The sequence below is a fragment of the Plantactinospora endophytica genome, assembly GCF_016862915.1.
Classification (GTDB): Bacteria; Actinomycetota; Actinomycetes; order Mycobacteriales; family Micromonosporaceae; genus Plantactinospora; species Plantactinospora endophytica.
This window is the reverse complement of the sequence record NZ_BONW01000001.1, coordinates 126,281-149,192: the sequence shown is the minus strand read 5'-3', so window position 1 is coordinate 149,192 and position 22,912 is coordinate 126,281. Positions and strand designations below refer to the sequence as shown.

The following is a 22,912-nucleotide window of genomic DNA, read 5'->3' as shown; positions in this document are numbered from 1 at the left end:
GTTGCCGCGCCGCCGGTCGGGACTTTCCCCGGACGGCGCACCGTCCCGTCACCTCCGGCTGGTCACGTCACTTCAGGGTGATGGTGCCGGTGTTGCGGGTGTCGCGCCGCTCGAACGCCTCCTTCCGCCCGTCGTTCCCGGCGACGGTCGCGCGGGTCCGGTAGGTCACCGACAGCTTCCGCGTTCCCGCCGGCACCCGGAACGCCTCGGACCAGGTGACCGGGACCGTCAGCGTCGAACCCGGCGCCTGATAGTTGGGCACCGTCACCGTCGTACCGGCCGGGATCCGCAGCACCTGCCCGGCGGCCGTCTTGATGGTCAGGCTCCGGGCCAGATCGATCTTGAAGTTGACCCGGGTGGGATTGGCGTGCAGTTTGACGCCGACCCGTGCCCAGAGGGCGCCGTCCGGGGCCGCGCCCCGCTTCTCGTCGGATTCACGCAGTACGACCTCGACGTCGACGTCGATCAGGGCGTCCCAGCCCATCCCCGGATCGCGGCGGGGCACGGCGACGTAGTCGGCCAGCCGCACGGAACCCGAGGCGACCGGCCGGCCCGCCGTGGGCGCGGTCGTCCTCGGCGCCACCGGCTTCGGCGACGGTCCGACGAGCTTGCCGGTACGAATGCTGATCGACTGGGTCTGCCCGCCCTCGGTGACCGCGAGGACCGCGTCCGATCCCGCCGGTACCGAGACGACGACGACCGCGTTCGGCAGCAGTGCCGTCTCGCCGAGTTCTCGGGCCTCGCCGTCGACCAGCACCGCCGCCTTCGGGAAGCGGTTGGAGAGGGCACGTTCGCGCTGGTCGCGCTCGGTCAGGTGGAGCAGTAGGAACTCCCGGCCGTCACCGGCCAGCCAGGGCGCGGCCTGCGCCTGACCCCGCAGCCGCAACTCCCGGACCGCCTCCTCGGTCAGCTCGGTCGCCACGCCGTACCGGCCCAGTGCCACCTCGTACTCCGCACCGACGAGTACGGCGTCGTCGGGCAGCTCCCGCGACTCCAAGTCCAGGTCGCCGAACGGGTCGGTCAGCCGGGAGGTGCCCTCGACGACGAAGGTCTCCGGGACCGGCAGCAGGCCGGACTTCTCGCCACCGCCACCGCCACAGCCGGCGACCCCACCGGCCAGCGCGAAGGTCAGCAGGATGCCGCCGAGTCGTCGCATCGAATCGCTCCCCCGTAGCCGGCACGACGCCGTGTCAATCAGATCGACGGGAGTCATGATGGCGTACCCGGGCTGCCGCCGCAGCCCCGCTTTCACCGCCTCGACCAGGGGACGGTCGGCCGGGCGCCGCCGTCGCGTACCGCCCGGTGGGCGGCGCGGGCCAGCCGGGCACCCCAGTGCGACCTCGGTCCGCCGTACGGGGCGGCCGGGCCGTCGGGCGGGCAGAGCACGGCAACCGCGTCGGTGGCGGTACCGGTGGCCGGCAGGCCCAGGTCGCGCAACGCCTGCGCCTTCGCCTCGGTGACCGTGGCGACGGCGTTGACCAGGGCAGCGTCGGCCAACCGCTCCGGCAACAGCGCGACGATGTTGACCGTGCCGACCGGGTAGGCCGGGCCGACCGGATGCGCCGGCCCAATCGGATGCGCTCGGCGGATCGGATGGGCCGGGCCGGTGAGGTGGGCCGGGCCGGCCGGGTTCGGTGCCTGGTTGGGTGCCGGGTTGGGATCGGCCGCCGCCCAGATCGGGGCACCCAGGCCCACCGTGGCCCAGACCCGGACACCGGCGTCGTCGGCGATCACCACCTCCGCGACGTCGACGCCGGTGAGCAGCCCGATCCCGGGTCCGCGCAGGCCGAGGTGGTCGGCCAGTTCACCGAGGTGGGCGTCCGGGTCGTCCCGGCGGTACGACATCGGCACGGTCGCGTTGACCACCCAGTGTCGTACCCCGATCCCGCCGCCGAGCGGGCCGGAACTGATCGCCAGGGCCGGCCGGTCGAGTCGCCAGACCAGCAGCGGGACGTCCCGCCCGTCCTCGGGACGGTGGGTCAGCAGCGGCTCGACAGGCACCGGCCGACTCTACGGTCCGGCCGGTCCCCGCCGCCGCTCGGCCGTGCCCTGGATCGTTCCGGACGTGGCTGGCGGAAACCGGCGCCAACCCGATCGGACGCACAAACGGGGCAGCTCGACAGTCTCGCAGCCAACCAGTGTCCGGTGCCTCTACGCGGTTCGGGCGGCACGTGACCCGCCCGGCCCGGCACACTGCGCGGCAAACCGGGCGTACCCCCGGCCCATCTGGGGTTACGTGCCCCGGCACCAGATCAAGATTCCAGGGGTGCTCCTCCGATTACTCTTCACATGCGCCTAGACTTGGCGGCGCGCGCCGGATCGCCGGCCGGAACCCGGCCGCTGGACGGCTCGCGTGGGCGGAGGTGCGCGATGGACGAGGTGTTGGCTCGGAGCGGGATCTTCCAGGGCGTGGACCCCGAGGCTGCCGAGGCACTCGCGAAGGACATGGAGACGCTTGAGGTCCGCAAGGGCGAAATCGTCTTCAACGAGGGCGAACCAGGCGACAGCCTCTATATCGTCCTGAGTGGCAAGATCAAGGTTGGTCGACGGGCCGCTGACGGCCGACAGAACCTGATCGCCGTGATGGGCCCGTCCGACATGGTCGGCGAACTCTCGCTGTTCGACCCCGGCCCGCGTACGGCGACCGCCACCGCCGTGATCGACACCCGGCTCGCCCGGCTGCGCAAGCAGGCCCTGCGCCCGTGGCTGAACAATCGGCCGGAAATAGCAGAACAACTGCTCCGGGTGCTCGCCCGCAGGCTGCGCCGGACGAACGACAACCTGGCCGACCTGATCTTCACCGACGTACCCGGCCGGGTGGCGAAGAACCTGCTCCAGATGGCGGGCCGGTTCGGCACCCGGGACGGCGGCGTACTCCGGGTCACCCACGACCTGACCCAGGAGGAGATCGCCCAGCTCGTCGGCGCCTCCCGGGAGACCGTCAACAAGGCGCTCGCGGACTTCGCCTCGCGCGGCTGGCTGCGCCTGGACGGCAAGAGCATCATCATCCTCGACCCGGAACGTCTGGCCCGCCGCGCCCGCGTCTGACCGCGTACGCCTCCAGCCCCGCATCACCGCCGACGGGTGGTGCGGGGCTCCTGCCTCTCCGCCCCGCCATGCCGTCGGTGCCCGGGTCGGTTGGATACGGTGTTGATCACTCTGGAGCCGACCCGACCGACCCGTCCACCGCCGCATCGGCGGCCCGGACGGCAACCACCGTCGAGACCGCCGGTACCAGCAGCGCATCGCCGGACCGTACCGGCAGTGGCAGGTAGTCGTCGCCGATCAAATCCAGGTACGCGACGGCGGTCCGAAACGCCGGGCAGTCCGGCGTCCCGCAGACCGGACAGCCATCAGCGGCGGTCGGCCAGTGCTCAGCGACGATCCGCCGAGCGGCCAGCCTCAGAGTACGCCGAGTGACCCCCTCGACTGCCCAGTCGAGCAGGACGCATCCCGCCGTTCCGTCCGCTCTGGAGTGCCAGCACCGCCCAGCGGTCCGACGCATCGCGATCACGGTCCGGGCAATCACCAGCCCCGGGCGGCGACCGCTCCCCGCCTGCTCCGTCATCGGCCGATACCGTCCCGCCGGTACCCGCGCCGCCGGCCAGTTCCGCCGGCCCTGTCCGGCTCGTCGATCTCCCCGTCCGTGCTCGGCTCTGCCCCCGCAGGCGATGGCTCCTCGGGTGGCGCGGGCGGATCCGGTGGTTGCCGCTCGGCCGGGGCGGCGCCCTCGGCGTAGCCGCCCCGCTGGGCGGGATAGGTCGTCGCCGGTCCCACCAGGTCGAACGTCGCATCGGCCCGGCGGGCCCGCCACCATCCGCGCATCGCAGTCTCCTCGCCGCCAAGTCCTGATTCCTGAGAGCGCGGCGGCCGGGCCCACACGGCACCGACCACCGCACCCGTCGACCAGGTACGAAGCGGTAAGGGGAAGCCGTCTCGCACCTGCGGAGCGGACGCGGCACCCGCTATGCCGTTTGCCGACGGGGATCGGGGCGCCACTTCCGTGACGGCAAGGCTACGGATTGCTGAACAGTGGGCTAATTACTCACGGTTATGCGGCAGCATCCACACCGAACCTGCGGGCAAGGATCCGCAGGTCCTCGGAGACCGAACGCCGTCGCGCCCGGCGAACCATCGTCAACACCGCGTCCCGGGCCAGCGGGTTCAGCGCGAACGGTGCCGGCGCGGCGCGTTCGGCTCGCATGAACGCCACAAGCGCCTCTCGATCGGACCGGCCGGAGTGCGCCAACGCCCGTCCGAGGTCCATCCAGTACGACGAATGCCGGATGGCGGCTCGCAGCGCATCGGGACGGACCGAACGGCTCAGTTCGAGCACCCGGCCGTACTCGCCGCATTCCGCCGCGATCGACATCTCCCAGAGCCCCACGTTGGTCGGGCCGAAGCCGCAGTGGTTGAAGCCGGCACCGTCCTCGGGCTCACCGAGGCCCTCCGCCTCCCGGCTCGCCTCCGCCAGATGCGCCCGGGTGTCGTCGAGCCGGCCGTCCACCGTGGAGGTGAGGGCCGCCGACAGGTGCAGTTGACCGAGCATCTGGCGTACGTCCCGGGCTGACGCCGCAGCCTGGAGATCGGCCAGGGCCCGATCGGCAACCCGACTCGCGATCCCGGCCGCCTCGATCGGCAGTGCCTGGGTACAGGCGAATCGGGCCGCGCCGATCCAAGCCGGCGACTCGGCCGCCTCTGCGGCGGCCAACGCCACCCGGGCAGCCGAGAGCGCCAGATGCCGATAGCCGAGGTGTCGCAGGCACGCCGCAGCGTGGTACCCGACTTGGGCTAGGTACACCCCGCCGAGGGCGGCGGCATCCGGCATCAGGCCCGGCAGCAGACGGGCGATGGCCGGGTAGTCCGCGCGGTCCCGCAACTCCGCGCTGTACGCGATCGCGGCCGTCAACTCCGCGTCGGTCCGGGTCGGGGGACGCCGCTCGCCCTCCTCGATCTCGATCAGGGCCGCCCAGATCGCCGGTACCGTGTCGGCGGCGCCTGCCTTGACCGGATCGGTCGGATCGCCGGGCAGGCCCAGCAGGTCGGCGACGGTCACCTGGAGCGCCGAGGCGATGCCGACCAGGGTCGACCGACGTTCGACGCCCTTACGTCCCGCCTCCACCTGCGAAATGTACGACTGCGAGACCCCGGCCAGCCCAGCCAGCACGGCCTGGGTCATGCCGCCCCGGCGTAGCCGCCAGTACCGGATCCGCGCCCCGATCGTGTCCGTCTGGGTCATACCCGCGACAACCTTCCCGGCAAAGGGACTGGGCGAGGCTCAGCCGCTGACAACGGTGAACGCCCCTCTCGGACGGTACACGCGACGTTCGTACTCAGCGGAACGACAGGACTACCGGTGTGGTTTTCGGTGCCGACGGGGACGGGGCAGCCGGCTCGTGCCGACCGCCCCGGACGATCACTCGCCGTCGATCTCGACGTCGATGCCGACGTCCTCCAGTGCGTCCTCCAGCTCGTCGAGGTCTTCCTGGACTTCCTCGATCAGTTCGTCGAACATCCTGTCGACCTGCCCTTCAACCCGAAGCCAACTGCCCCGGCACGACACGGAGCAGGCACAACGTACTATCCACATAGGACGTCGTCAACCAACTCCAAATTACGGCAAGGCGACCTTTCGGGCCTCATCCACCGCCCGTCGACGACGAGCTGTTGTCTGACGAGTTGCCTGAGCGTGACGTGTATCGGCCCGCCCGCCGCCCGGCCCGCGCACGCCGACCCAGTAACCCGATGATCACCAGCAGTAGCGCGGCAAAAAGCACGATCGAACCGGCGATCACCACCAAGGCCGCACCCGACATACGCGATCGCCTCTCTGCGGGCCTACGACCAGGTCGGTTCGGACGACCCATTCTCCCACGGTAGGAGCCCTGCACCGGACGACCGGAAAGCCGCTCCCACCTGACAGAAACAAGCAGGCTTGACTGTTTGTTTCGGGGCAGGCAGGCTGGGCAGATGTCCGGCACCCCGACCCGTACGCCCCAGCGGGAACGCAGCCGGGCCACCCAGGCCCGGGTGCTCGAAGCCACCGTGGAGTGCCTGGTCGAGCGCGGCTGGTCCGGCACCACCACAACCGTGGTGGCGGCCCGGGCCGGCGTCTCCCGGGGCGCCCAACTGCACCACTACCCGACCAAGAGCGCGCTGGTGATGGCCGCCGTCGAGCACCTGGCCGAGCGCCGGGCGGCCGAGATCCGCGCCGAGGCGGTCGACCTGCCGGCCGGTCCCGAGCGGCTCGACCGGGTCGTCGACATGCTGGCCACCGCGTTCACCGGGCCGCTCTTCGTCGCCGCCCTGGAGCTGTGGCTGGCCGGTCGGACCGATCCGGAGCTGCGGGACGCACTGGTGCCGCTGGAGGCCCGGGTCGGCCGCGAGATGCACCGGCTCACCGTCGAACTGCTCGGCGCCGACGAGCGGCAACCAGGGGTACGCGAGGCCATCCAGGCGACCCTCGACCTGCTCCGCGGGCTCGGGGTGGCCAACCTGCTCTCCGACGACTCGGCCCGACGCGCCGCCCTGCTCGGCACCTGGAAACGACAACTCGCCTCGATCCTCGCCACCGCACCGCACTGACCCGTCACCGCCGAGCGGCAAGGAGCCCCGCATGGTCGACCTCGACAGTCTGCTGACGGATCTGGCCGCCGAGTCGGCGGAACTGGAGACCCTGGTGGTGGCGCTGCCCGAGGCCGACTGGAGCCGGCCCACCCCCGCGCCGGGCTGGACCGTCGCACACCAGATCGCCCACCTCGCCTGGACCGACCACGTCGCCACGCTGGCCGCGACCGACGTCGACGCGTTCGCCCACTCGATCCGGCACGCGGCCACCGATCCGGACGGCTTCGTCGACCGGGGCGCGGCGGAGTTCCTGGCCCCGCCGCCCGAGTTGCTGGACCGGTGGCGGAACGGCCGATCCGCGCTGGCCCTGGCCCTGCGCGGGGTACCGGCCGGCGAGCGACTGCCCTGGTACGGCACCCGGATGTCGGCCACCTCGATGGCCACCGCCCGGATCATGGAGACCTGGGCGCACGGCGGAGACGTCGCCGACGCGCTCGGCATCACCCGTACGCCGACCGCCCGGCTCCGGCACGTCGCCTACCTCGGCGCCCGTACCGTCGGACACGCCTTCGCCGCGCACGGCCGCCCGGTCCCCGACGCACCGCTACGGATCGAGCTGACCGGGCCCGACGGCGACTCCTGGCAGTTCGGGCCGGCCGACGCGGCGGACCGGATCTCCGGGCCGGCGCTGGACTTCTGCCTGCTGGTCACCCAGCGGCGGCACCACACCGACCTGGCCCTGGTCGCGGTCGGGCCGGTCGCCACCGAATGGCTCGGCATCGCCCAGGTCTTCGCCGGCCCACCCGGCCCCGGCCGACAGCCCGCCGCCCACCGCACACCGGTCGGCCACGACGGACCGAGCGAAACGGCAGTGTCCGGACCGACCGGGGCTGCGCTGTCGGGGCCCGACCGAGCAGCGCTGTCCGGGCCGGGCGGGGCGGCGTGATCGGGGCCGGCGCGGAGGTGCTGCGGATCGGCAACGCGTCCGGGTTCTACGGCGACCGGTCCAGCGCCTGGCGAGAGATGCTCGACGGCGGCGACCTCGACGTGCTGACCGGCGACTACCTGGCCGAGCTGACCATGCTGATCCTCGGCCGGGACCGGCAGCGCGACCCGCAGCTCGGTTACGCCCGCACCTTCCTCCGGCAGCTCGAACCCTGCCTCGGCAACGCGCTGGACCGGGGCGTACGGATTGTGACGAACGCGGGCGGACTCAACCCGGCCGGGCTGGCCGCCGCGCTGGGTACCCTCGCCGACCGGCTCGGGCTGCCGGTCCGGATCGGGTACGTCGACGGCGACGCCCTGGACCGGCCGGGCACGTTGACCGCGAACGCGTACCTGGGGGCGTTCGGCATCGCCGCCTGCCTGCGCGAGGGGGCGGACGTGGTGGTCACCGGACGGGTCACCGACGCCTCGCTGACGGTCGGCCCGGCGATCGCCCACTTCGGCTGGACCCGGGACGATCTCGATCCGCTCGCCGGGGCCACCGTCACCGGCCACCTGCTGGAATGCGGCGCCCAGGTCACCGGCGGCAACTTCAGCTTCTTCACGGAGTTGCCGGACGGCGGGCGCCGGCCCGGTTTCCCCGTCGCCGAACTGCACCCGGACGGCTCGGCGGTGCTCACCAAGCACCCGGGCACCGGCGGCGCGGTCACCCGGGAGACGGTCACCGCCCAACTGCTGTACGAGATCGCCGGCCCCGACTACCTCGGCCCGGACGTGGTCAGCCGGCTCGACACGGTCATCCTGACCGACGCCGGCCCCGACCGGGTACGCGTCAGCGGGGCGCGCGGCACCCCACCGCCACCCACCCTCAAGGTCGGGGTGACCCGGCTCGGCGGCTTCCGCAACTCGATGACCTTCGTCCTCTGTGGACTCGACATCGAGGCGAAGGCGGCACTGGTCCGAGCCCAGCTCACCGACGCGATCGGCACCGACGGGCTGGAGTTCACCCTCGCCCGTACCGACCACGCCGACGCGGCCGACACCGAGACGGCGAGCGCGCTGCTGCACGTACACCTGACCGACGCCGACCCGAAGCGGGCCGGGCGGGCCTTCTCGGCCGCCGCCGTCGAACTGGCCCTGGCCTCCTATCCCGGCTGCACCCTGACCACCCCGCCCGGCGACGCCAGCCCGTACGGAGTCTTCGCCGCCGAGGAGGTCGCCCAGGACCAGGTACGCCAGGTCGCGGTCCTGCCCTCCGGCGAGCGCGTCGAGATCGCACCCCCGACGCTCACCGCGCCGTACGCCGACCACCCCGAGCCCGAGCCCAGCAACGGCTACCGGGCCGGCAACGGCCACAACGACGGCAGCGGCGACGGCAGCGGCGACGGCGACGGCGACGGCGAGAGGAACCGTAACCGCAAGAGCAACAGCGTGAGCGAGCGCGATGGTTCAGCGGCGGAGGACGGCCCGACCCGGCGGTTGCCGCTCGGGGTGCTGGTCGGGGCCCGGTCGGGCGACAAGGGCGGCGACGCCAACCTCGGGGTGTGGGCGCGGTCGACCGACGGGTACCGCTGGCTGCGCGGCTGGCTGACCGTGGAGCGCCTGCGCACACTGCTGCCGGAGGCCGCCGCGCTGCCGGTGGATCGCTACGAACTGCCGAACCTACGGGCGGTCAACTTCGTCCTGCATGGCCTGCTGGGGGCCGGCGCCGCCGGTTCGACCCGGTTCGACCCGCAGGCCAAGGCGCTCGGCGAACTGCTGCGCGCCCGACTCGTCGACCTGCCGGCCCGGCTGCTCGACGAGCCGCCGACCAGTCCCGCCGCCACCTCATGACCGCGCCGGAGAGTCTCGAACGGCGGCAGCTCCGCGAGCTGACCCGGCGGTTCGTCGTACGCGAGGTGCTGCCGCACCTGGACGGCTGGGAGCGGGCCGGTGAGGTGCCCCGGGCGCTGCACGCCACCGCCGCAGAGCTGGGCCTGCTCGGGGTCGGCTTCCCGGAGGCGGTCGGCGGCAGCGGCGGCGACCTGCGGGACAGTCTCGCGGTGACCGAGGAGCTGATCCTGGCCGGCGGTTCGTCCGGGCTGGTCGCCGCACTCTTCACGCACGGCATCGCGGTGCCGCACATCGTCGAAGCCTGGCAGCACGCCGACCAACCGACAACCGCCGACTCCGCCGACAGACCGACAACCGCCGCCGCCGGCCGACGGGTGACCGGCGACTCCGCCGAGTTGGTCGACCGGTACGTTCGGCCGGCCCTGGCTGGGGACCGGATCGGGGCGCTCGCCGTCACCGAGCCGGACGGCGGCTCGGACGTCGCGGCGCTGCGTACCACCGCCCGCCGGGACGGCGACCACTACCTCGTCAACGGTGCCAAGACCTTTATCACCAGCGGGGTACGGGCCGACTTCGTCACCACCGCCGTCCGGACCGGGCCACCCGGTGCGGCCGGCATCTCACTGCTGGTGGTCGACAAGGACACGCCGGGCTGCACCGTCGACCGCCGGCTGGACAAGCTCGGCTGGCACTGCTCGGACACCGCCGCACTGTCCTTCACCGACGTTCGGGTGCCGGTGCGGAACCTGGTCGGCGCCGAGAACTCCGGCTTCGGCGCCCTCATGCGGCAGTTCGGCACCGAACGGCTCTCCCTGGCCACCCAGGCGTACGCGACCGCCCGGCGCTGCCTCGACCTGACCCTGGCCTGGTGCCGGGACCGGCACACCTTCGGCAGTCCGCTCGCGCGGCGGCAGGTCGTCCGGCACCGGCTCGCCGAGATGGCCACCCGGACGGCGGCGGCCGGTGCGTACGTCCGGGAGGTCGCCGACCGGGTGGCGGCCGGCGAGAAGGTGCCGGCGGAGGTCGCGATGGCCAAGAACGCCGCAGTTGCCGCCTGTGACTGGGTGGTCGACCAGGCCGTCCAACTGCACGGCGGGTACGGCTACCTGCGGGACTCCGAGGTCGAACGGCACTACCGGGACGCCCGGATCCTGGGCATCGGCGGCGGCACCACGGAGATCATGAACGAGATCGTCGCGGGAAGCCTGGGGATCTGACCGTGGCCGGGGTTACCGATCACCCGATGGTGTCGCCCATCGGGGACCGGGACAGGAGGTCCACCGTGGACAGGAGGAGCTGGTCGTGAGCGTGTTGCGGACGGCCGTCGATCCGGCGGCTCCGACGTACCTGGAGAACCGGGCGGCGATGCTGGACCGGCTGGCGGAGCTGGAGGCCGCGCTGGACGCCGCCCGGGCCGGCGGCGGAGAGAAGTACGTGACCCGGCACCACGCCCGGGGCAAACTGCTGGCCCGGGAACGGATCGAGCTGCTGCTCGACCGGGACGCCCCGTTCCTGGAACTCGCCCCGGTCGCCGGCTGGGGCACCGACTTCCCGACCGGCGCCAGCGTGGTCACCGGGATCGGGGTGGTCGAGGGCGTCGAGTGCATGATCGTCGCCAACGACCCGACGGTACGCGGCGGCGCGGTCAACCCGTACACCCTGCGCAAGACCCAGCGGGCCGGCGAGATCGCGCTGGCGAACCGGCTGCCGATGATCAACCTGGTCGAGTCGGGCGGCGCCGACCTGCCCAGCCAGGCGGAGATCTTCATCCCGGGTGGGCGGGTCTTCCGGGACCTGACCCGACTCTCGGCGGCCCGGATCCCGACCGTCTCGGTGGTGTTCGGCACCGCGACGGCCGGCGGGGCGTACGTGCCGGGGATGTCCGACTACACCATCATGGTGCGCGACCGGGCGAAGGTCTTCCTGGCCGGGCCGCCACTGGTCAAGATGGCCACCGGCGAAGAGGCCGACGACGAGTCACTGGGCGGCGCGGCCATGCACGCCGGCACCTCCGGACTGGCCGACTTCGTCGCCGCCGACGAGCGGGACGGACTGCGCCTGGCCCGGCAGTGCGTACGCCGGCTCGCCTGGCGCAAGCACGGCCCGCCGCCCCGATCCACCGTCCCCGAGCCGCCGAAGTACGACCCCGAGGAGTTGCTCGGCATCCCCAGCGGCGACCTGCGGGTGCCGTTCGACCCGCGCGAGGTACTGGCCCGGATCCTGGACGGTTCGCAGTTCGACGAGTTCAAGCCGGCGTACGGCCGCGCCCTGGCCACCGGATGGGGCGAGTTGCACGGCTATCCGATCGGTGTGCTGGCGAACGTCCAGGGGGTGCTGTTCTCCGAGGAGGCGCAGAAGGCGGCCCAGTTCATCCAGCTCGCCAACGCCGCCGACACCCCACTGCTGTTCCTCCAGAACACCACCGGCTACATGGTCGGCACCGAGTACGAACAGCGCGGCATCATCAAGCACGGCGCACTGATGATCAACGCGGTGTCGAACTCGACCGTTCCGCACCTGACGGTCAACCTCGGCGCGTCGTACGGGGCGGGCAACTACGGCATGTGCGGGCGGGCGTACGAGCCGAGGTTCCTGTTCACCTGGCCGAACGCGAAGTCGGCGGTGATGGGCCCGGCACAGCTCGCCGGGGTGCTCTCGATCGTCGCCCGGCAGGCGGCCCAGGCCAGGGGCCGCCCCTACGACGAGGACTCCGACGCCGCCATGCGACTCATGGTGGAGCGGCAGATCGAGGCGGAGTCGGCCGCGCTGCACCTCTCCGGACGGCTCTACGACGACGGCATTGTCGACCCCCGGGACACCCGTACGGTGCTCGGGCTCTGTCTCTCCGCCATCCACAGTGGACCCGTCCGGGGTGCCGACACCTTCGGCGTCTTCCGGCTCTGAACCACCCCGGCCCGGCTGACCCGCCCGGCCGAACAAACCCTCCCAGCCCGAACAAACCATCCAGCCCGAACGAGCGATTCCGGCCCGACCCAGCGATCCCGGCCCGAACGAGCGATCCCGGCCCCCGCGAACGGACAACTCCAGACACACCACCCGAAGGAGGAACGGCGGATGATCCGCAGACTGCTGGTGGCCAACCGGGGCGAGATCGCCCGACGGATCTTCGCCACCTGCCGGTCCCTCGGCATCGAGACGGTCGCCGTGCACTCCGCCCCGGACGCCGACGCCCCGTACGTCGCCGAGGCCGACGTCGCGGTGCGGCTGCCGGGTGCCGCGCCGGTCGACACGTACCTCCGGGTCGACCTGCTGGTCGCGGCGGCCCTGCGGACCGGTGCCGACGCGGTGCATCCCGGGTACGGCTTCCTCGCCGAGCACGCCGGCTTCGCCAGCGCGGTCGGGGAGGCCGGGCTGACCTGGGTCGGCCCGCCCGCCAAGGCGATCGCGGCGATGGGCGACAAGACCGAGGCGAAGGCGCTGCTGGCCGACGCGGGCGTGCCGATGCTGCCGACGTACACCACCGCCGGTCAGGTCGGGGCGTTTCCGGTACTGGTCAAGGCGGCGGCCGGCGGCGGCGGGCGCGGGATGCGGATCGTCCGCGACCCCGATGAGCTACCCGGGGCGATCGAGTCGGCCCGGCGGGAGGCGGCAGCCGCGTTCGGCGACGGCACGGTCTTCGTCGAGCCGTACGTCGAGCGGGCCCGGCACGTCGAGGTGCAGATCGTCGCCGACGCGTACGGCACCGTGCTCTCCCTCGGCGAGCGCGAGTGCTCGATCCAGCGCCGGCACCAGAAGATCGTCGAGGAGACGCCCTCGGTCGCGGTCACCCCGGAACTGCGGACCGGGCTGGAGAGTGCTGCGGTGGCCGCCGCCCGGGCCGTCGACTACCTGGGCGTCGGTACGGTCGAGTTCCTGCTCACCCCGGCCGGCGAGTTCCACTTCCTGGAGATGAACACCCGGCTCCAGGTCGAGCACGCGGTCACCGAGTGTGTCACCGGCACCGACCTGGTCCGACTGCAACTGCTGGTCGCCGAGGGCGGCGCGCTGCCGACCACCGCTCCGCCGACCACCGGACACGCCATCGAGGTACGCCTCTGCACCGAGGACCCGGCCGCCGACTGGCTGCCGGCCACCGGCACGCTGCACCGGTTCGCGGTACCCAGGGTGACGGTCGAGTTCGGCACCGACCCTCGGCACGACTCCGGGCTGCGGCTCGACTCCGGGGTCCGGGACGGCTCGGTGGTCGGCGTGCACTACGACTCGATGGTCGCCAAGCTGGTCGCCTGGGCCCCGACCCGGGACGAGGCGGCCCGGGCCCTGGCCAGCGCGCTGCGCCGGGCCGAGCTGCACGGCGTACCGACCAACCGGGACCTGCTGGTCCGGGTGCTGCGCTCGCCGGAGTTCCGGGCCGGCGAGATCGACACCGGTTTCCTGGGCCGGCATCCGGAGGTCTTCGCCCCGCTGCTGCCCCCGGACCGGATCGGGCCGGCCTGCCTGGCCGCCGCGCTGGCCGGGGCCGCCGCAGCCCGGGCTGCCGCCCCGGTGCTCGGCACGCTGCCGTCCGGCTGGCGCAACGTGCCGAGCGGCCCACAGACCATCGGGTACGCCGGCCCGACCGGCCCGGTCGAGGTCGACTACCGCCTCGACCGCTCCGGCAACCTGGTCACCTGGACGGTCCGCCCACTCGACACCCCACCACCCGAATCCGCCAAGCCGAGCGGACCCGCCGAGCCGAGCGAACCCGCCAAGCCCGCCGGATCCGCCAACCCGCCCGAATCCGCCCAGCCGAGCGGGGCGCCGGAGGTGGCCCTGCCCGAGGTGGCGTTGCTCGCCTGCGATCCGTCCCGCACCGTGCTGGCGGTCGACGCGGTACGGGTCGCCTTCGCCGTACACCGGGTCGGGCCGGTCTCCTTCGTGGACGGTCCGGACGGCGCGGTCACGCTGACCGAGCTGCCCCGGTACGCCGAGCCGGCACCCGAGCTGGCCGCAGGCTCGCTGCTGGCACCGATGCCCGGCACGGTCAGCCGGGTACTCGTGACCGCCGGCCAGCGGGTCGCCGCCGGAGCGCCGCTGCTCGTCCTGGAGGCGATGAAGCTCGAACATCCGGTCACCAGCCCCACCGACGGCGTCGTGTCGGAGCTGCCGATCGCCGCCGGCGCCCAGGTGGAGACCGGCGCGGTACTCGCCGTCGTCACCCCGCAGCCCCCCGAAACCCCACAGCCGCCCGAAGCCGCGCAGCCGTCCGAAGCCGCCGAGCCCTCCGGAGCCCCGGATTCGGCGTGAACCGGCCGGCCCAGCCCACGTCCACCCGTCGGAAGGCACCTCGTATGGACTTCGACCCGACCCCCGAACAGCGGCAGCTCCGCGACGCCGTCCGGGCCCTCGGCCGGCGCTACGGCCACGACTACTTCGTCGCCAAGGCGAAGGCCGGCGAGCACACCACCGAGCTGTGGGACGAGGCCGGCCAGCTCGGCTACCTCGGCGTCAACATCCCCGCCGAGTACGGCGGCGGTGGCGGCGGCATCACCGAACTGGCCATCGTCTGCGAGGAGCTGGCGGCGGCCGGCTGCCCGCTGCTGCTGCTGGTGGTCTCGCCGGCCATCGCCGGCACGGTGATCGGTCGGCACGGCACCGAGGCGCAGCGGCAGACCTTCCTGCCCGGGCTGGCCGACGGCTCGCTGAAGATCGCCTTCGCGATCACCGAGCCGGAGGCGGGCTCGAACTTCCACCGGCTCGGCACCACCGCCCGCCGGGACGGCGCCGACTGGGTGCTCTCCGGCCGGAAGTGCTTCATCTCCGGCGTGGACGAGGCACCGTACGTCCTGGTCGTCGCCCGGGTCGCCGACGACTCGGCGAACGACTCGGCAAACAACTCGGCGAACGACTCGGCAAACGGCTCGGCGGACGCCGGCCCGCCGAGCGGGGCCGGCGGGCCGGCCGCCGAACGCCTCCGGCCGGCGCTCTTCCTCGTCCCGACCGACGCCCCCGGGCTGACCAGGTCGAAGCTGGAGATGGAGATCGTCTCTCCGGAGAACCAGTGGCTGCTCTACCTCGACGAGGTTCGGCTGCCGGCCGACGCCCTGGTCGGCGGGACCGCCGAGCCGGGTGACCGGGGCGGGCTCGACGCCGGGCTGCCGGCGCTCTTCGCCGGGCTCAACCCGGAACGGATCACCGTCGCCGCGATGGGCGCCGGCACCGGCCGGTACGCCATCGAGCGGGCCTCGACCTACACCGCCACCCGCCGGGTCTGGGGCCGGCCCGTCGGCGCGCACCAGGGCGTGTCACATCCCCTGGCACACGCCGCCGTACAGGTCGAACTCGCCCGACTGATGATCGCCAAGGCCGCCACCCTGTACGACGCCGGCCGCGACGTCGAGGCCGGGGTCGCCGCCAACCTGGCCAAGTACGCCTCGGCCGAGGCGGCGGCGCTGGCCGTGGACACCGCCATCCAGGTGCACGGCGGCAACGGGATGACCACCGACTACGGGGTCGCCACCCTGCTCGGCGCGGTACGGGCCGGCCGGATCGCGCCGGTCAGCCGCGAGATGATCCTCAACTTCGTCGCGCAGCGGGTACTCAACCAGCCGAAGAGCTACTGACGGCGGCCGGGAGTGCGGAACAGTGCGGCACGGGCTCAGGGGACGGTGGTGGCCGTACGGCACTCCGCGTCGATCCGGTTCACCGGGCGTACCCGCCGACCCATCCCCTCCAGCAGCGAGTCCTCGACGTGGAAGCCGTGGATCCGCAGCCGGTACCGGGGCAACTCCTCCTCGGTCGGGCAGAGCACCTGCTCCTCGACCTGCCCGGTCGGCACGTACCGGACGCCGCCGCGCTCCTGGAGGATCACCATGCTGACGTCGTCGGTGGTGATCACGTGTCCCCGGATCCGCTCGACGCCGCCGTCCACGGCACCCGGCGCCGCCGGTCCGGTGCCCGGGTCGCCCGGCGAGCCGGTTCCGCCGCCGTCCCCGTCGGCCCGGATCGTGGTGACGGTCAGCGGCAGCACCGGGGTGGTGATCACGGGCAGCGCCGCCCAGCACAGCATCGCCAGCACCGCCAACTGGACGGTCATGGCGAGCGGCCGGGCCACCGCCACCGGTACCGGCCCGGGGACGAGCAGGGCCAGCAGCGGCGGCGCCGCGATCACGAGTACGGCGAACGCCTCCCGCTGCTGCCACGCGTCGCTCAACGTCGGCAACATCAGTACGGCATAGCCGGCCAGCAGGGCGGCGAGCAGCAGCAGTCGGGGAATCCGCCGCTCGTCCAGCCGGGCCGGGCCGAGCTGGAACGCGGCCGTGAACGCCGGCAGCAGCAGCGGCAGGTAGAGGATCGGCCAGGTGGCGAGCGCGACGGCGAAGCTGGCGATCACCACCCAGGGCGGGGTGATGGCCCGCCAACGGGCGAAGAGCGGTGGATGCCGGCCGATCCGGTGTGTCGGCGCGGCCTCGGCGCTGGCCAGCAGCACGGCGCCGATCGCGAAGACCGCGACCAGCCCGGCCGAGACCAGCCGGGCGGCGGTGGTGACCAGCGCGGCGGCCAGGTTCACCGGGTTCACGTTGGCGACCAGCAGCAGCGTGGTCTGCAACTCGCCACCGGCCTCCACTCCGAGCCGGAGTACCGAGAAGATCGCCGGTACCCCGACCACCAGCGTCCAGAACGACTGGCTGGCCCGGGATCTCCGCTCGGCGGCGTCGGCGCCGGACGGCCAGCCGATCGCCGCCCCGGCCGCCGTGCCGTCGCTCCGGCCGCCCGCCCCGCCCGGTGCCGACCCGCCCGACGCGTGGCCGCCCGGTTCCGGCCCGGCCCCGCCACGCCACCCACCGATCCCCTGATCCCCACCGGCCGGGGCGTCCGCCGACGCGGTGTCGACCGGCGGGGAATCCGACGCGACGTCGACCGGCGCGGTGTTGACCGGCGGGGAATCCAATGCGATGTCGACCGGCGGGGAATCGGGCGGCGGAGGGTCGGCGGAGGCCGGTCGGGGTGTCGTCGACTCCCGCCCGGGAAGGGTCACACCGGCGCCTTCTCGTCGAAGTCCACCAGGTCCGGCACGTTCAGCGGCGGCGGCTGCTGGCGGTCCGGCCCCAGCCACGGCCCAAGATTCCGGTGGTACGCGCTCAGCCACGGGCTCGTCCGACCGTTACGCCCGTCCTGGTAGCTCTTCTGGAGGAAGAAGGCGACCAGGTCGCGGAGGGCGGGATCGCTGATCGGCACGCCGACCCCGAGCTGCTCGCTGGTGCCGAACGGCATGTCGACGATCTCGAACTGCGTCGGGTGCTGGGAGCGGAACCCGGCCAGGATGGTCTCGTCGGAACTCACCGCGTCGTACCTGTTGTCGATGATGCCCTGCACGCAGTCCCGGACGTTCTTCACCACCAGCGTTCTGACCTCGTGCTTCTCCAGCTCGGCCTCGGTGGTCGAGCCGCCGCCGACACAGATCCGCAGCCCGGGGCGGCGCAGGTCCTCGATGGTACGGATCTCGCTCTTCAACCTGACCGGGATCATCACCTCCTGGGTGGTGACGAAGTACGGCCCGGCGAAACTGACCAGCTTCTGCCGCTCCTCGGTGATGGAAAAGCTGGAGACGACGATGTCGACCTGCCCGCTCTGCAGAGCGGGGATGCGGTCCTCGGTGGCCAGCCGGACGAACTCGATCCGCTCGTCCCCGGCGTAGCCGAGCGAGGCGGCAAGATATCGCGCGATGTCGATGTCGAAGCCGATGTACTTGCCGTTGTCGTCGAGTACGCCCATCAGCGGCTCGAAGGTGGCGACCCCGATCCGCAGCTTGCTCTGGCCGTAGATGTGCGACTGCTTCAGCTTCTCCTGCACCGACGGGGGTTCCGGGCCTCGTTGGCTGTCGCAGCCCGCTCCGGCCGCGAGCAGCAGGGTGAGCACGACCGCCATGGTCGTGCCGAGCAGGCGTACCCGGCCTCGGAGCGATGTCTCGGTCATCGGCGGACCCCGGTCTGGAAGGGACACTACCGCCGAGCGTAGTCGCCAATGTCCACTTCGGTAGGCAGCCCGGTGGCCGAGATCAGTCCGTGCTCAGGGTGGGCCCGGTGAGCCGGTCGACTCCCTTGCCGGCGAGGCAGCGGAACGTACGCCCGGCCTCCTCGACAGCCGGCGGCAGCACCTCGAACCGCCACCCGGCGGTGTCGATCAGGGTGGTGGTGTGCCGGAAGACGGTCGCGTTGCAGACCTGCCGGACGACCGCGTCGGCCCTGACCGCCGGATGGTCGGCCGGGTCCACTCCGGTCGGCAGCTCACCCTCGGCATAGGACTCCCAGGTGTGCCGCCCGGCGCAGAGCACCTCGTCGGCCTCGGCCCGGACTCCCCGGAGCCGGACCGGCCCGAAACACTCCAGCTCGGCCGGGCACCGGGCCACGGTCGGCAGCGGCAACTGGCAGCCCGGCAGCGCACCCACCCCGGCCGAGGGGCGGGTCGGGGTGGAACTGGTCGTCGGCGCCACCACCCGCTTGCTCGGCGTCGGCCCCGGCAGGCCCCGGGTGGCGACGAACCAGGATCCGCCGAGGATGGCGCCGACCAGGACCAGCACGCCCAGGCCACCGAAGAGCCAGAAGCGACGCTTGCGGCGGGGCCGGGACACGGTCGGGTCGGCGTCGGGCTGCGGCGGGTCGGAGGCCGACCGGGGCGGCGGGGGCGTGTAGGACGCCGACAGGTAGACGCTCGGCGGCGCACCGCCCGAGGTCGGCACACCGGACACTGGTACGCCCGACACCGGCACCCCGGAGACGGGTGCGCCGGAGGTGGGCGTCCGGGGCGAGGGCGTACCGGCGGATGTCGAACCGCTTCCGACCCCGGCCGCGCCACCGGAGGACGGGTCGCCGGACCAGGACCCGCCGGAGACCGAGCCGCCGGAGACCGGAATCCCGGAGACCGGAATCCCGGACACGGGTACGGCGGCGGTCACCGTCGGGTTCGGCGCCTTCGCCACGGTCGGCGGGTCCAGCGGTACGGCGGCGAGCAGGTCCCGCAACTGCTCGGCGCTTGGCCGGTCGCCGGGGTCGTTGGCCATCCCGTAACGGAGCAGGTCCAGCATCCGGGTCGGTACGCCGGGCAGCTCGGGGATCGGCTCGGTGAAGAGTTCCAGCAGGGTGAGCAGCCCCGGATTGCGGTCGGCCTGCCAGCGGGGCGGCTTGCCGTGCATCACCGCGTAGAGGGTGGCGCAGAGCGCGTACACGTCGACGGCCGGCGAGGGCGGGCTGTGCCGGAACATCTCCGGTGGCGCGTACGCCGGGGTCAGCACCTCCAGGGTGATCGCCGAGTCCCGCGCCTCGGCGAGTACGGCCAGCCCGAAGTCGGCCAGCGCCGGCTCGTTGAACCGGGAGTAGAGGATGTTGGCCGGCTTGACGTCGCGGTGCAGCACCCCGAGCTGGTGCGCGTCGGCGAGCGCGTCGGCGATCTTCACTCCCACGTCGCGGGCCTCGGCCGGCGTCAACGGCGAGGTACGCATCCGCTCGGCGTACGACCCGTCGCAGAGTTCCATGATCAGGTATGGGTGCTGGTCCTCGGTGACCCCGGCGTCGAAGAGGTCGACCACGTGCGGATGCGACGACATCCGCCCGGCCGCCCGTGCCTCGCGGAGGAAACGGCGCTGGTCCCGCTCGCTGTCCAGGGTGCGGTTCTCGACCTTCACCGCCACCTCGCGCCCCACGGACTGCTGGGTCGCCCGGTAGACGGTGGCGTAGCCACCTCGGGCAAACACCTGCAAATCCGTCAGGCCGGGCACGACGGGCAGCGGCAGCGCGCCTGGCGGGGTGTCGGTCACAGACTCGAAAATACCGAAGACATGAGCGGGTTCAGCCCCCCGCACCCGTGGCTGTTACCGGCTGGTTGCCATTCCGGTGCCGGTCGTACCAGAGCGCGGCGCCGGTGGCAACCGCACCGAGGCCCTCCCAGAGGGCCACTCCGAAGAACCGGGCCGGCGCCGCGTCGGTCAGCACCAGCACGGTGAAGACGGTGAACGTCACCAGCCGGAAGACCACGGTGAACCCGAAGAACGGCCGCCAGTCCTGCCATGCCGCGAGCAGGTAGTAGACCCCCATGTTGAACGAGGCCATCGACGACGCGATCACGAAGGTCCGGGTATGGTCCCCGACGGCGCGCTCGGCCGGCCGCAGCACCTCGAAGCCGAGCAGCTCCAGTGTCGTCTCCGGACGGATCAGGCCGACGGCGCCGAGCAGCAGGGCCAGCGCGCCGAAGACGGCGATCGTCCAGCCTGCGGCCGAGCTGGGCAGCCTCACCTGCGGACCCTCCGGTGCCGGCGCCGGTCCGGTGTGGACGGCGGGTGGACGGCGGTGGATCTAGGCTAACGGCTGCCCGGGTTGGGCGGTATCCCGAAGATCGATGGAATCGAACCCAGCGTCGAAACCCGTGCCGGCATCGGCGGTACGCTGCCGGATCACCACGCCCCGCCCCGGCTCCGCCGGCTTCCGGAGCAGCCGGTCCCGCAGCGCCTCCGCCGCCGCCCGCTCACTGGTCTGCTGCGTCGAGTACGCCAACCGGACCGCCTCCTCGGCGATCTCGGCCGCCTCCACCGGCTGCCCCGCCGCGACCAGCGCCTCGGCAAGCACCCGTACGGCGATCACCCGGCTCCGGACGTCCTCGCCCGGTGCCTCGACCGCCTGCCGGGCCCAGTCCAGCGCGACCGCCGTCCGCCCGTCGGCGAGCAGCGCGGACGCGTACCGGGCCAGGGCCTGGCGGCGGCTGAACAGCACCGAGGGCACCGCACCGGCCGCCGCGATCGGTTCGAGCAGCTTCACTGCGGTCGGCGCGTCACCGTCGGCCAGCCGGCTCGCGGCGAGCAGCATCCGGGGACCGAGCTGGGTCGGTGCCGACGGGTTGTGCGGCTCCACCGCCGCCAACACCGCCTCGGCGTCCCGTTCCGCCGCCGCGACGTCGCCCCGGTCCAGCGCCACGAACCCGCGCAGCGTGCCGGCCAACCCGGTGAGCAGCGGGTGCGAGGTGCGCCGGCCGTACCCGAGCGCGTCGGTGAGCAGGTCGGTGGCGTGCTCCGGCTCGCCCACCCCACGCGCCACGGCACCGCGTACGACCAGGGCGAAGCCCCGGCCGAAGTCGTCGGAGGCGGCGACGAAGTCCCGGTACGCCCGCCGCGCCTCGCGGTCGGCCTCGGCCAGCTCGCCCAGCTCGGCGGCGGCGAACGCCTCCACGGCCCGCAGCGTGCCCACCGCCCACGCCTCACCGACCCGCTCGCCGAACGGCAGGAAGACCCGGGCCAGCCGGCGGGCCTCGCCGAGCCGACCGGCGAGCAGCCGGGCGAACGCCGTCGTGCCGCGCAGCCAGGCCCGCCCCACCGGGTCGTCGATCTGGGCGAAGAGCCGGGCCGCCCGGCCGAGCACCGCGTCGGTGCCGGCGAAGTCACCCCGGGTGGTGGTGACCCAGGCCAGGTTCTGTAGCGACCACGCCTGCCCCCGGGGGTCGTCGGCGTCCAGGTTCACCTGGTACGCCCCGGCGAACCGGCTGCTGGCCTGGCTCAGCCGACCACTGACGAAGTCGGCCATCCCGAGCCGCCGCATCGCCGACGCCCGTGGCCCCGGCAGGTTGGCCCGGGTGGCCACCTGCAACGCCTCCTGCCAGGAGTGCACCGCCCGCGCCCGGTCGCCCTGGGCGAGGTACGCCTGACCGGCCACCAGCAGCGCACCGGCCCGTACGGCGACGTCGTCCCCGGCGTTCGCCCCGATCTTCTCGGCGAAGGCGAGGGCGTCGGCGCCCCGGCCCACCTGGAGCAGGGCTCGGGCGTGCACCAGCCGGTCGCCGCCGGGTACCGACTCACCGGCGAGCCGGGCGGCCCGCTCGGCGTACTCGACGGCCTGCGCCGGCTCCCCGGCGGCGAGTGCGCGGCGGGCGGAGCGGCCGAGCGCGGCCATGCCGAGCGGCGCGACGTTCCGGGCGGTCGCGTCGGGCCGCAGGCTGACCACGTCGGCCAACGCACTGGCCCGCTCGGCGTGCTCGGCGACGAAGGCGTCGCGTTCGGCGGGCGGCAACCCGCTCGCGCCGGTACCGACCCGGACCGCCTCGTTCGGTCGGCCGCCGGCGGGCGGCGGCGCGGCCCACTCGGCGAGCGCCGCGTGCCGGTCGGCGAGGTCGGCCTTGCCGATGCCGGCGTAGACCGCCTCCCGCATCAGTGGGGTGGCGAAGATGAAACCGTCCCGGTTGCGGTGCAGCATCCGGCGCTGGAGCAGTTCCTCGACGGCCCGCTCCAGTTCGACCGCGAGTACGGCGGTCGGTCGACCCTCGCGCCCGGCCCGCCGCTCGCGCAGCGCCTCCAGCGCACCGGCCGGCACCGTGTCGCCGACCACCGCGGCGTCCCGCAGCGCCGCCCGGGCATCCGGCGGCAACGCGTCGATCCGGGCCGCGAGTACGGCGGCAAGGTCCCGGGAGAGCAGCCGGCTGCCCAGCGAGCCGGGCACCAGCCGCCACGTGCCGGTGGCACCTGGAACAGCACCGACGCCCGTACCGCCCGAGCTGCCGACGGAGCCCGTGGCAGCGGCGACGGAGTTCGGCGCGGTCGGCAGGCCGGCACCGGCGACCCCTGTCCCACTGGCCCGCCCGGCGGAACCGGACC

The 22,912-nt window shown here is 73.3% G+C and carries 14 protein-coding genes and 3 pseudogenes; 8 read left to right on the top strand and 9 right to left on the bottom strand.

The window, feature by feature from the left end:
* Positions 1-67: 67 nt before the first annotated feature.
* Positions 68-1,156, bottom strand: a complete 1,089-nt coding sequence (locus Pen02_RS00655; protein ID WP_203863900.1) for a hypothetical protein — start codon at positions 1,154-1,156, stop codon at positions 68-70.
* Between the two features lie 92 nt (positions 1,157-1,248).
* Positions 1,249-2,001, bottom strand: a complete 753-nt coding sequence (locus Pen02_RS00650; protein WP_203863899.1) for an adenosylcobinamide amidohydrolase — start codon at positions 1,999-2,001, stop codon at positions 1,249-1,251.
* A gap of 369 nt (positions 2,002-2,370) precedes the next feature.
* Here Pen02_RS00650 and Pen02_RS00645 point away from each other — a divergent pair, with 369 nt between their 5' ends.
* Positions 2,371-3,048: a Crp/Fnr family transcriptional regulator gene (locus tag Pen02_RS00645; protein WP_101369128.1), complete on the top strand. Its 678-nt coding sequence runs from the start codon at positions 2,371-2,373 to the stop codon at positions 3,046-3,048.
* A gap of 516 nt (positions 3,049-3,564) precedes the next feature.
* On the opposite strand, the gene Pen02_RS00640 is transcribed toward Pen02_RS00645, so the two are convergent.
* Positions 3,565-3,825 (bottom strand): hypothetical protein, encoded by a 261-nt coding sequence (locus Pen02_RS00640; protein ID WP_203863898.1) that lies wholly within the window; start codon positions 3,823-3,825, stop codon positions 3,565-3,567.
* Positions 3,826-4,051: 226 nt separating this feature from the next.
* The gene (locus Pen02_RS00635; RefSeq protein WP_203863897.1) at positions 4,052-5,239 is read right to left on the bottom strand and encodes a helix-turn-helix domain-containing protein; all 1,188 of its coding nucleotides are present in this window, start codon (positions 5,237-5,239) and stop codon (positions 4,052-4,054) included.
* Between the two features lie 731 nt (positions 5,240-5,970).
* On the opposite strand from Pen02_RS00635, the gene Pen02_RS00630 reads away from it, so the two are divergent.
* The 7 genes and pseudogenes from Pen02_RS00630 to Pen02_RS00600 all read left to right on the top strand — a co-directional run bounded on the left by Pen02_RS00630 (position 5,971) and on the right by Pen02_RS00600 (position 15,905).
* On the top strand, positions 5,971-6,585 hold the full coding sequence (locus Pen02_RS00630) for a TetR/AcrR family transcriptional regulator (protein ID WP_203863896.1): 615 nt from the start codon (positions 5,971-5,973) through the stop codon (positions 6,583-6,585).
* Between the two features lie 31 nt (positions 6,586-6,616).
* Positions 6,617-7,396: pseudogene (locus Pen02_RS00625) on the top strand (TIGR03084 family metal-binding protein); the annotation flags it as partial.
* Between the two features lie 194 nt (positions 7,397-7,590).
* On the top strand, positions 7,591-9,345 hold the full coding sequence (locus Pen02_RS00620) for an acyclic terpene utilization AtuA family protein (protein ID WP_239139936.1): 1,755 nt from the start codon (positions 7,591-7,593) through the stop codon (positions 9,343-9,345).
* Complete coding sequence (locus Pen02_RS00615; RefSeq protein ID WP_203863894.1) at positions 9,342-10,562, top strand: acyl-CoA dehydrogenase family protein; 1,221 nt, start codon at positions 9,342-9,344, stop codon at positions 10,560-10,562. Before Pen02_RS00620 ends, Pen02_RS00615 begins: the two co-directional genes overlap by 4 nt.
* Before the next feature lie 148 nt (positions 10,563-10,710).
* Positions 10,711-12,249, top strand: coding sequence for an acyl-CoA carboxylase subunit beta (locus Pen02_RS00610; protein ID WP_372445547.1), 1,539 nt, complete (start codon positions 10,711-10,713; stop codon positions 12,247-12,249).
* Between the two features lie 171 nt (positions 12,250-12,420).
* A pseudogene (locus tag Pen02_RS00605) lies at positions 12,421-14,505 on the top strand (acetyl/propionyl/methylcrotonyl-CoA carboxylase subunit alpha); the annotation flags it as partial.
* Between the two features lie 128 nt (positions 14,506-14,633).
* On the top strand, positions 14,634-15,905 hold the full coding sequence (locus Pen02_RS00600) for an acyl-CoA dehydrogenase family protein (protein WP_203863891.1): 1,272 nt from the start codon (positions 14,634-14,636) through the stop codon (positions 15,903-15,905).
* A gap of 35 nt (positions 15,906-15,940) precedes the next feature.
* On the opposite strand, the gene Pen02_RS00595 is transcribed toward Pen02_RS00600, so the two are convergent.
* The 5 genes and pseudogenes from Pen02_RS00595 to Pen02_RS42915 all read right to left on the bottom strand — a co-directional run.
* Positions 15,941-17,320 (bottom strand): hypothetical protein, encoded by a 1,380-nt coding sequence (locus tag Pen02_RS00595; RefSeq protein ID WP_203863890.1) that lies wholly within the window; start codon positions 17,318-17,320, stop codon positions 15,941-15,943.
* On the bottom strand, positions 17,317-18,258 hold the full coding sequence (locus Pen02_RS00590) for a transporter substrate-binding domain-containing protein (RefSeq protein WP_203863889.1): 942 nt from the start codon (positions 18,256-18,258) through the stop codon (positions 17,317-17,319). The genes Pen02_RS00595 and Pen02_RS00590 overlap by 4 nt, the downstream gene beginning before the upstream one ends.
* Positions 18,259-18,340: 82 nt before the next feature.
* A complete protein-coding gene (locus Pen02_RS00585; RefSeq protein WP_239139852.1) occupies positions 18,341-20,095 on the bottom strand; it encodes a serine/threonine-protein kinase in 1,755 nt (584 codons plus the stop codon).
* Positions 20,096-20,126: 31 nt separating this feature from the next.
* Positions 20,127-20,570 (bottom strand): hypothetical protein, encoded by a 444-nt coding sequence (locus Pen02_RS00580; RefSeq protein ID WP_203863888.1) that lies wholly within the window; start codon positions 20,568-20,570, stop codon positions 20,127-20,129.
* 195 nt (positions 20,571-20,765) lie between these two features.
* Positions 20,766-22,781: pseudogene (locus Pen02_RS42915) on the bottom strand (ATP-binding protein); the annotation flags it as partial.
* Positions 22,782-22,912: the final 131 nt, after the last annotated feature.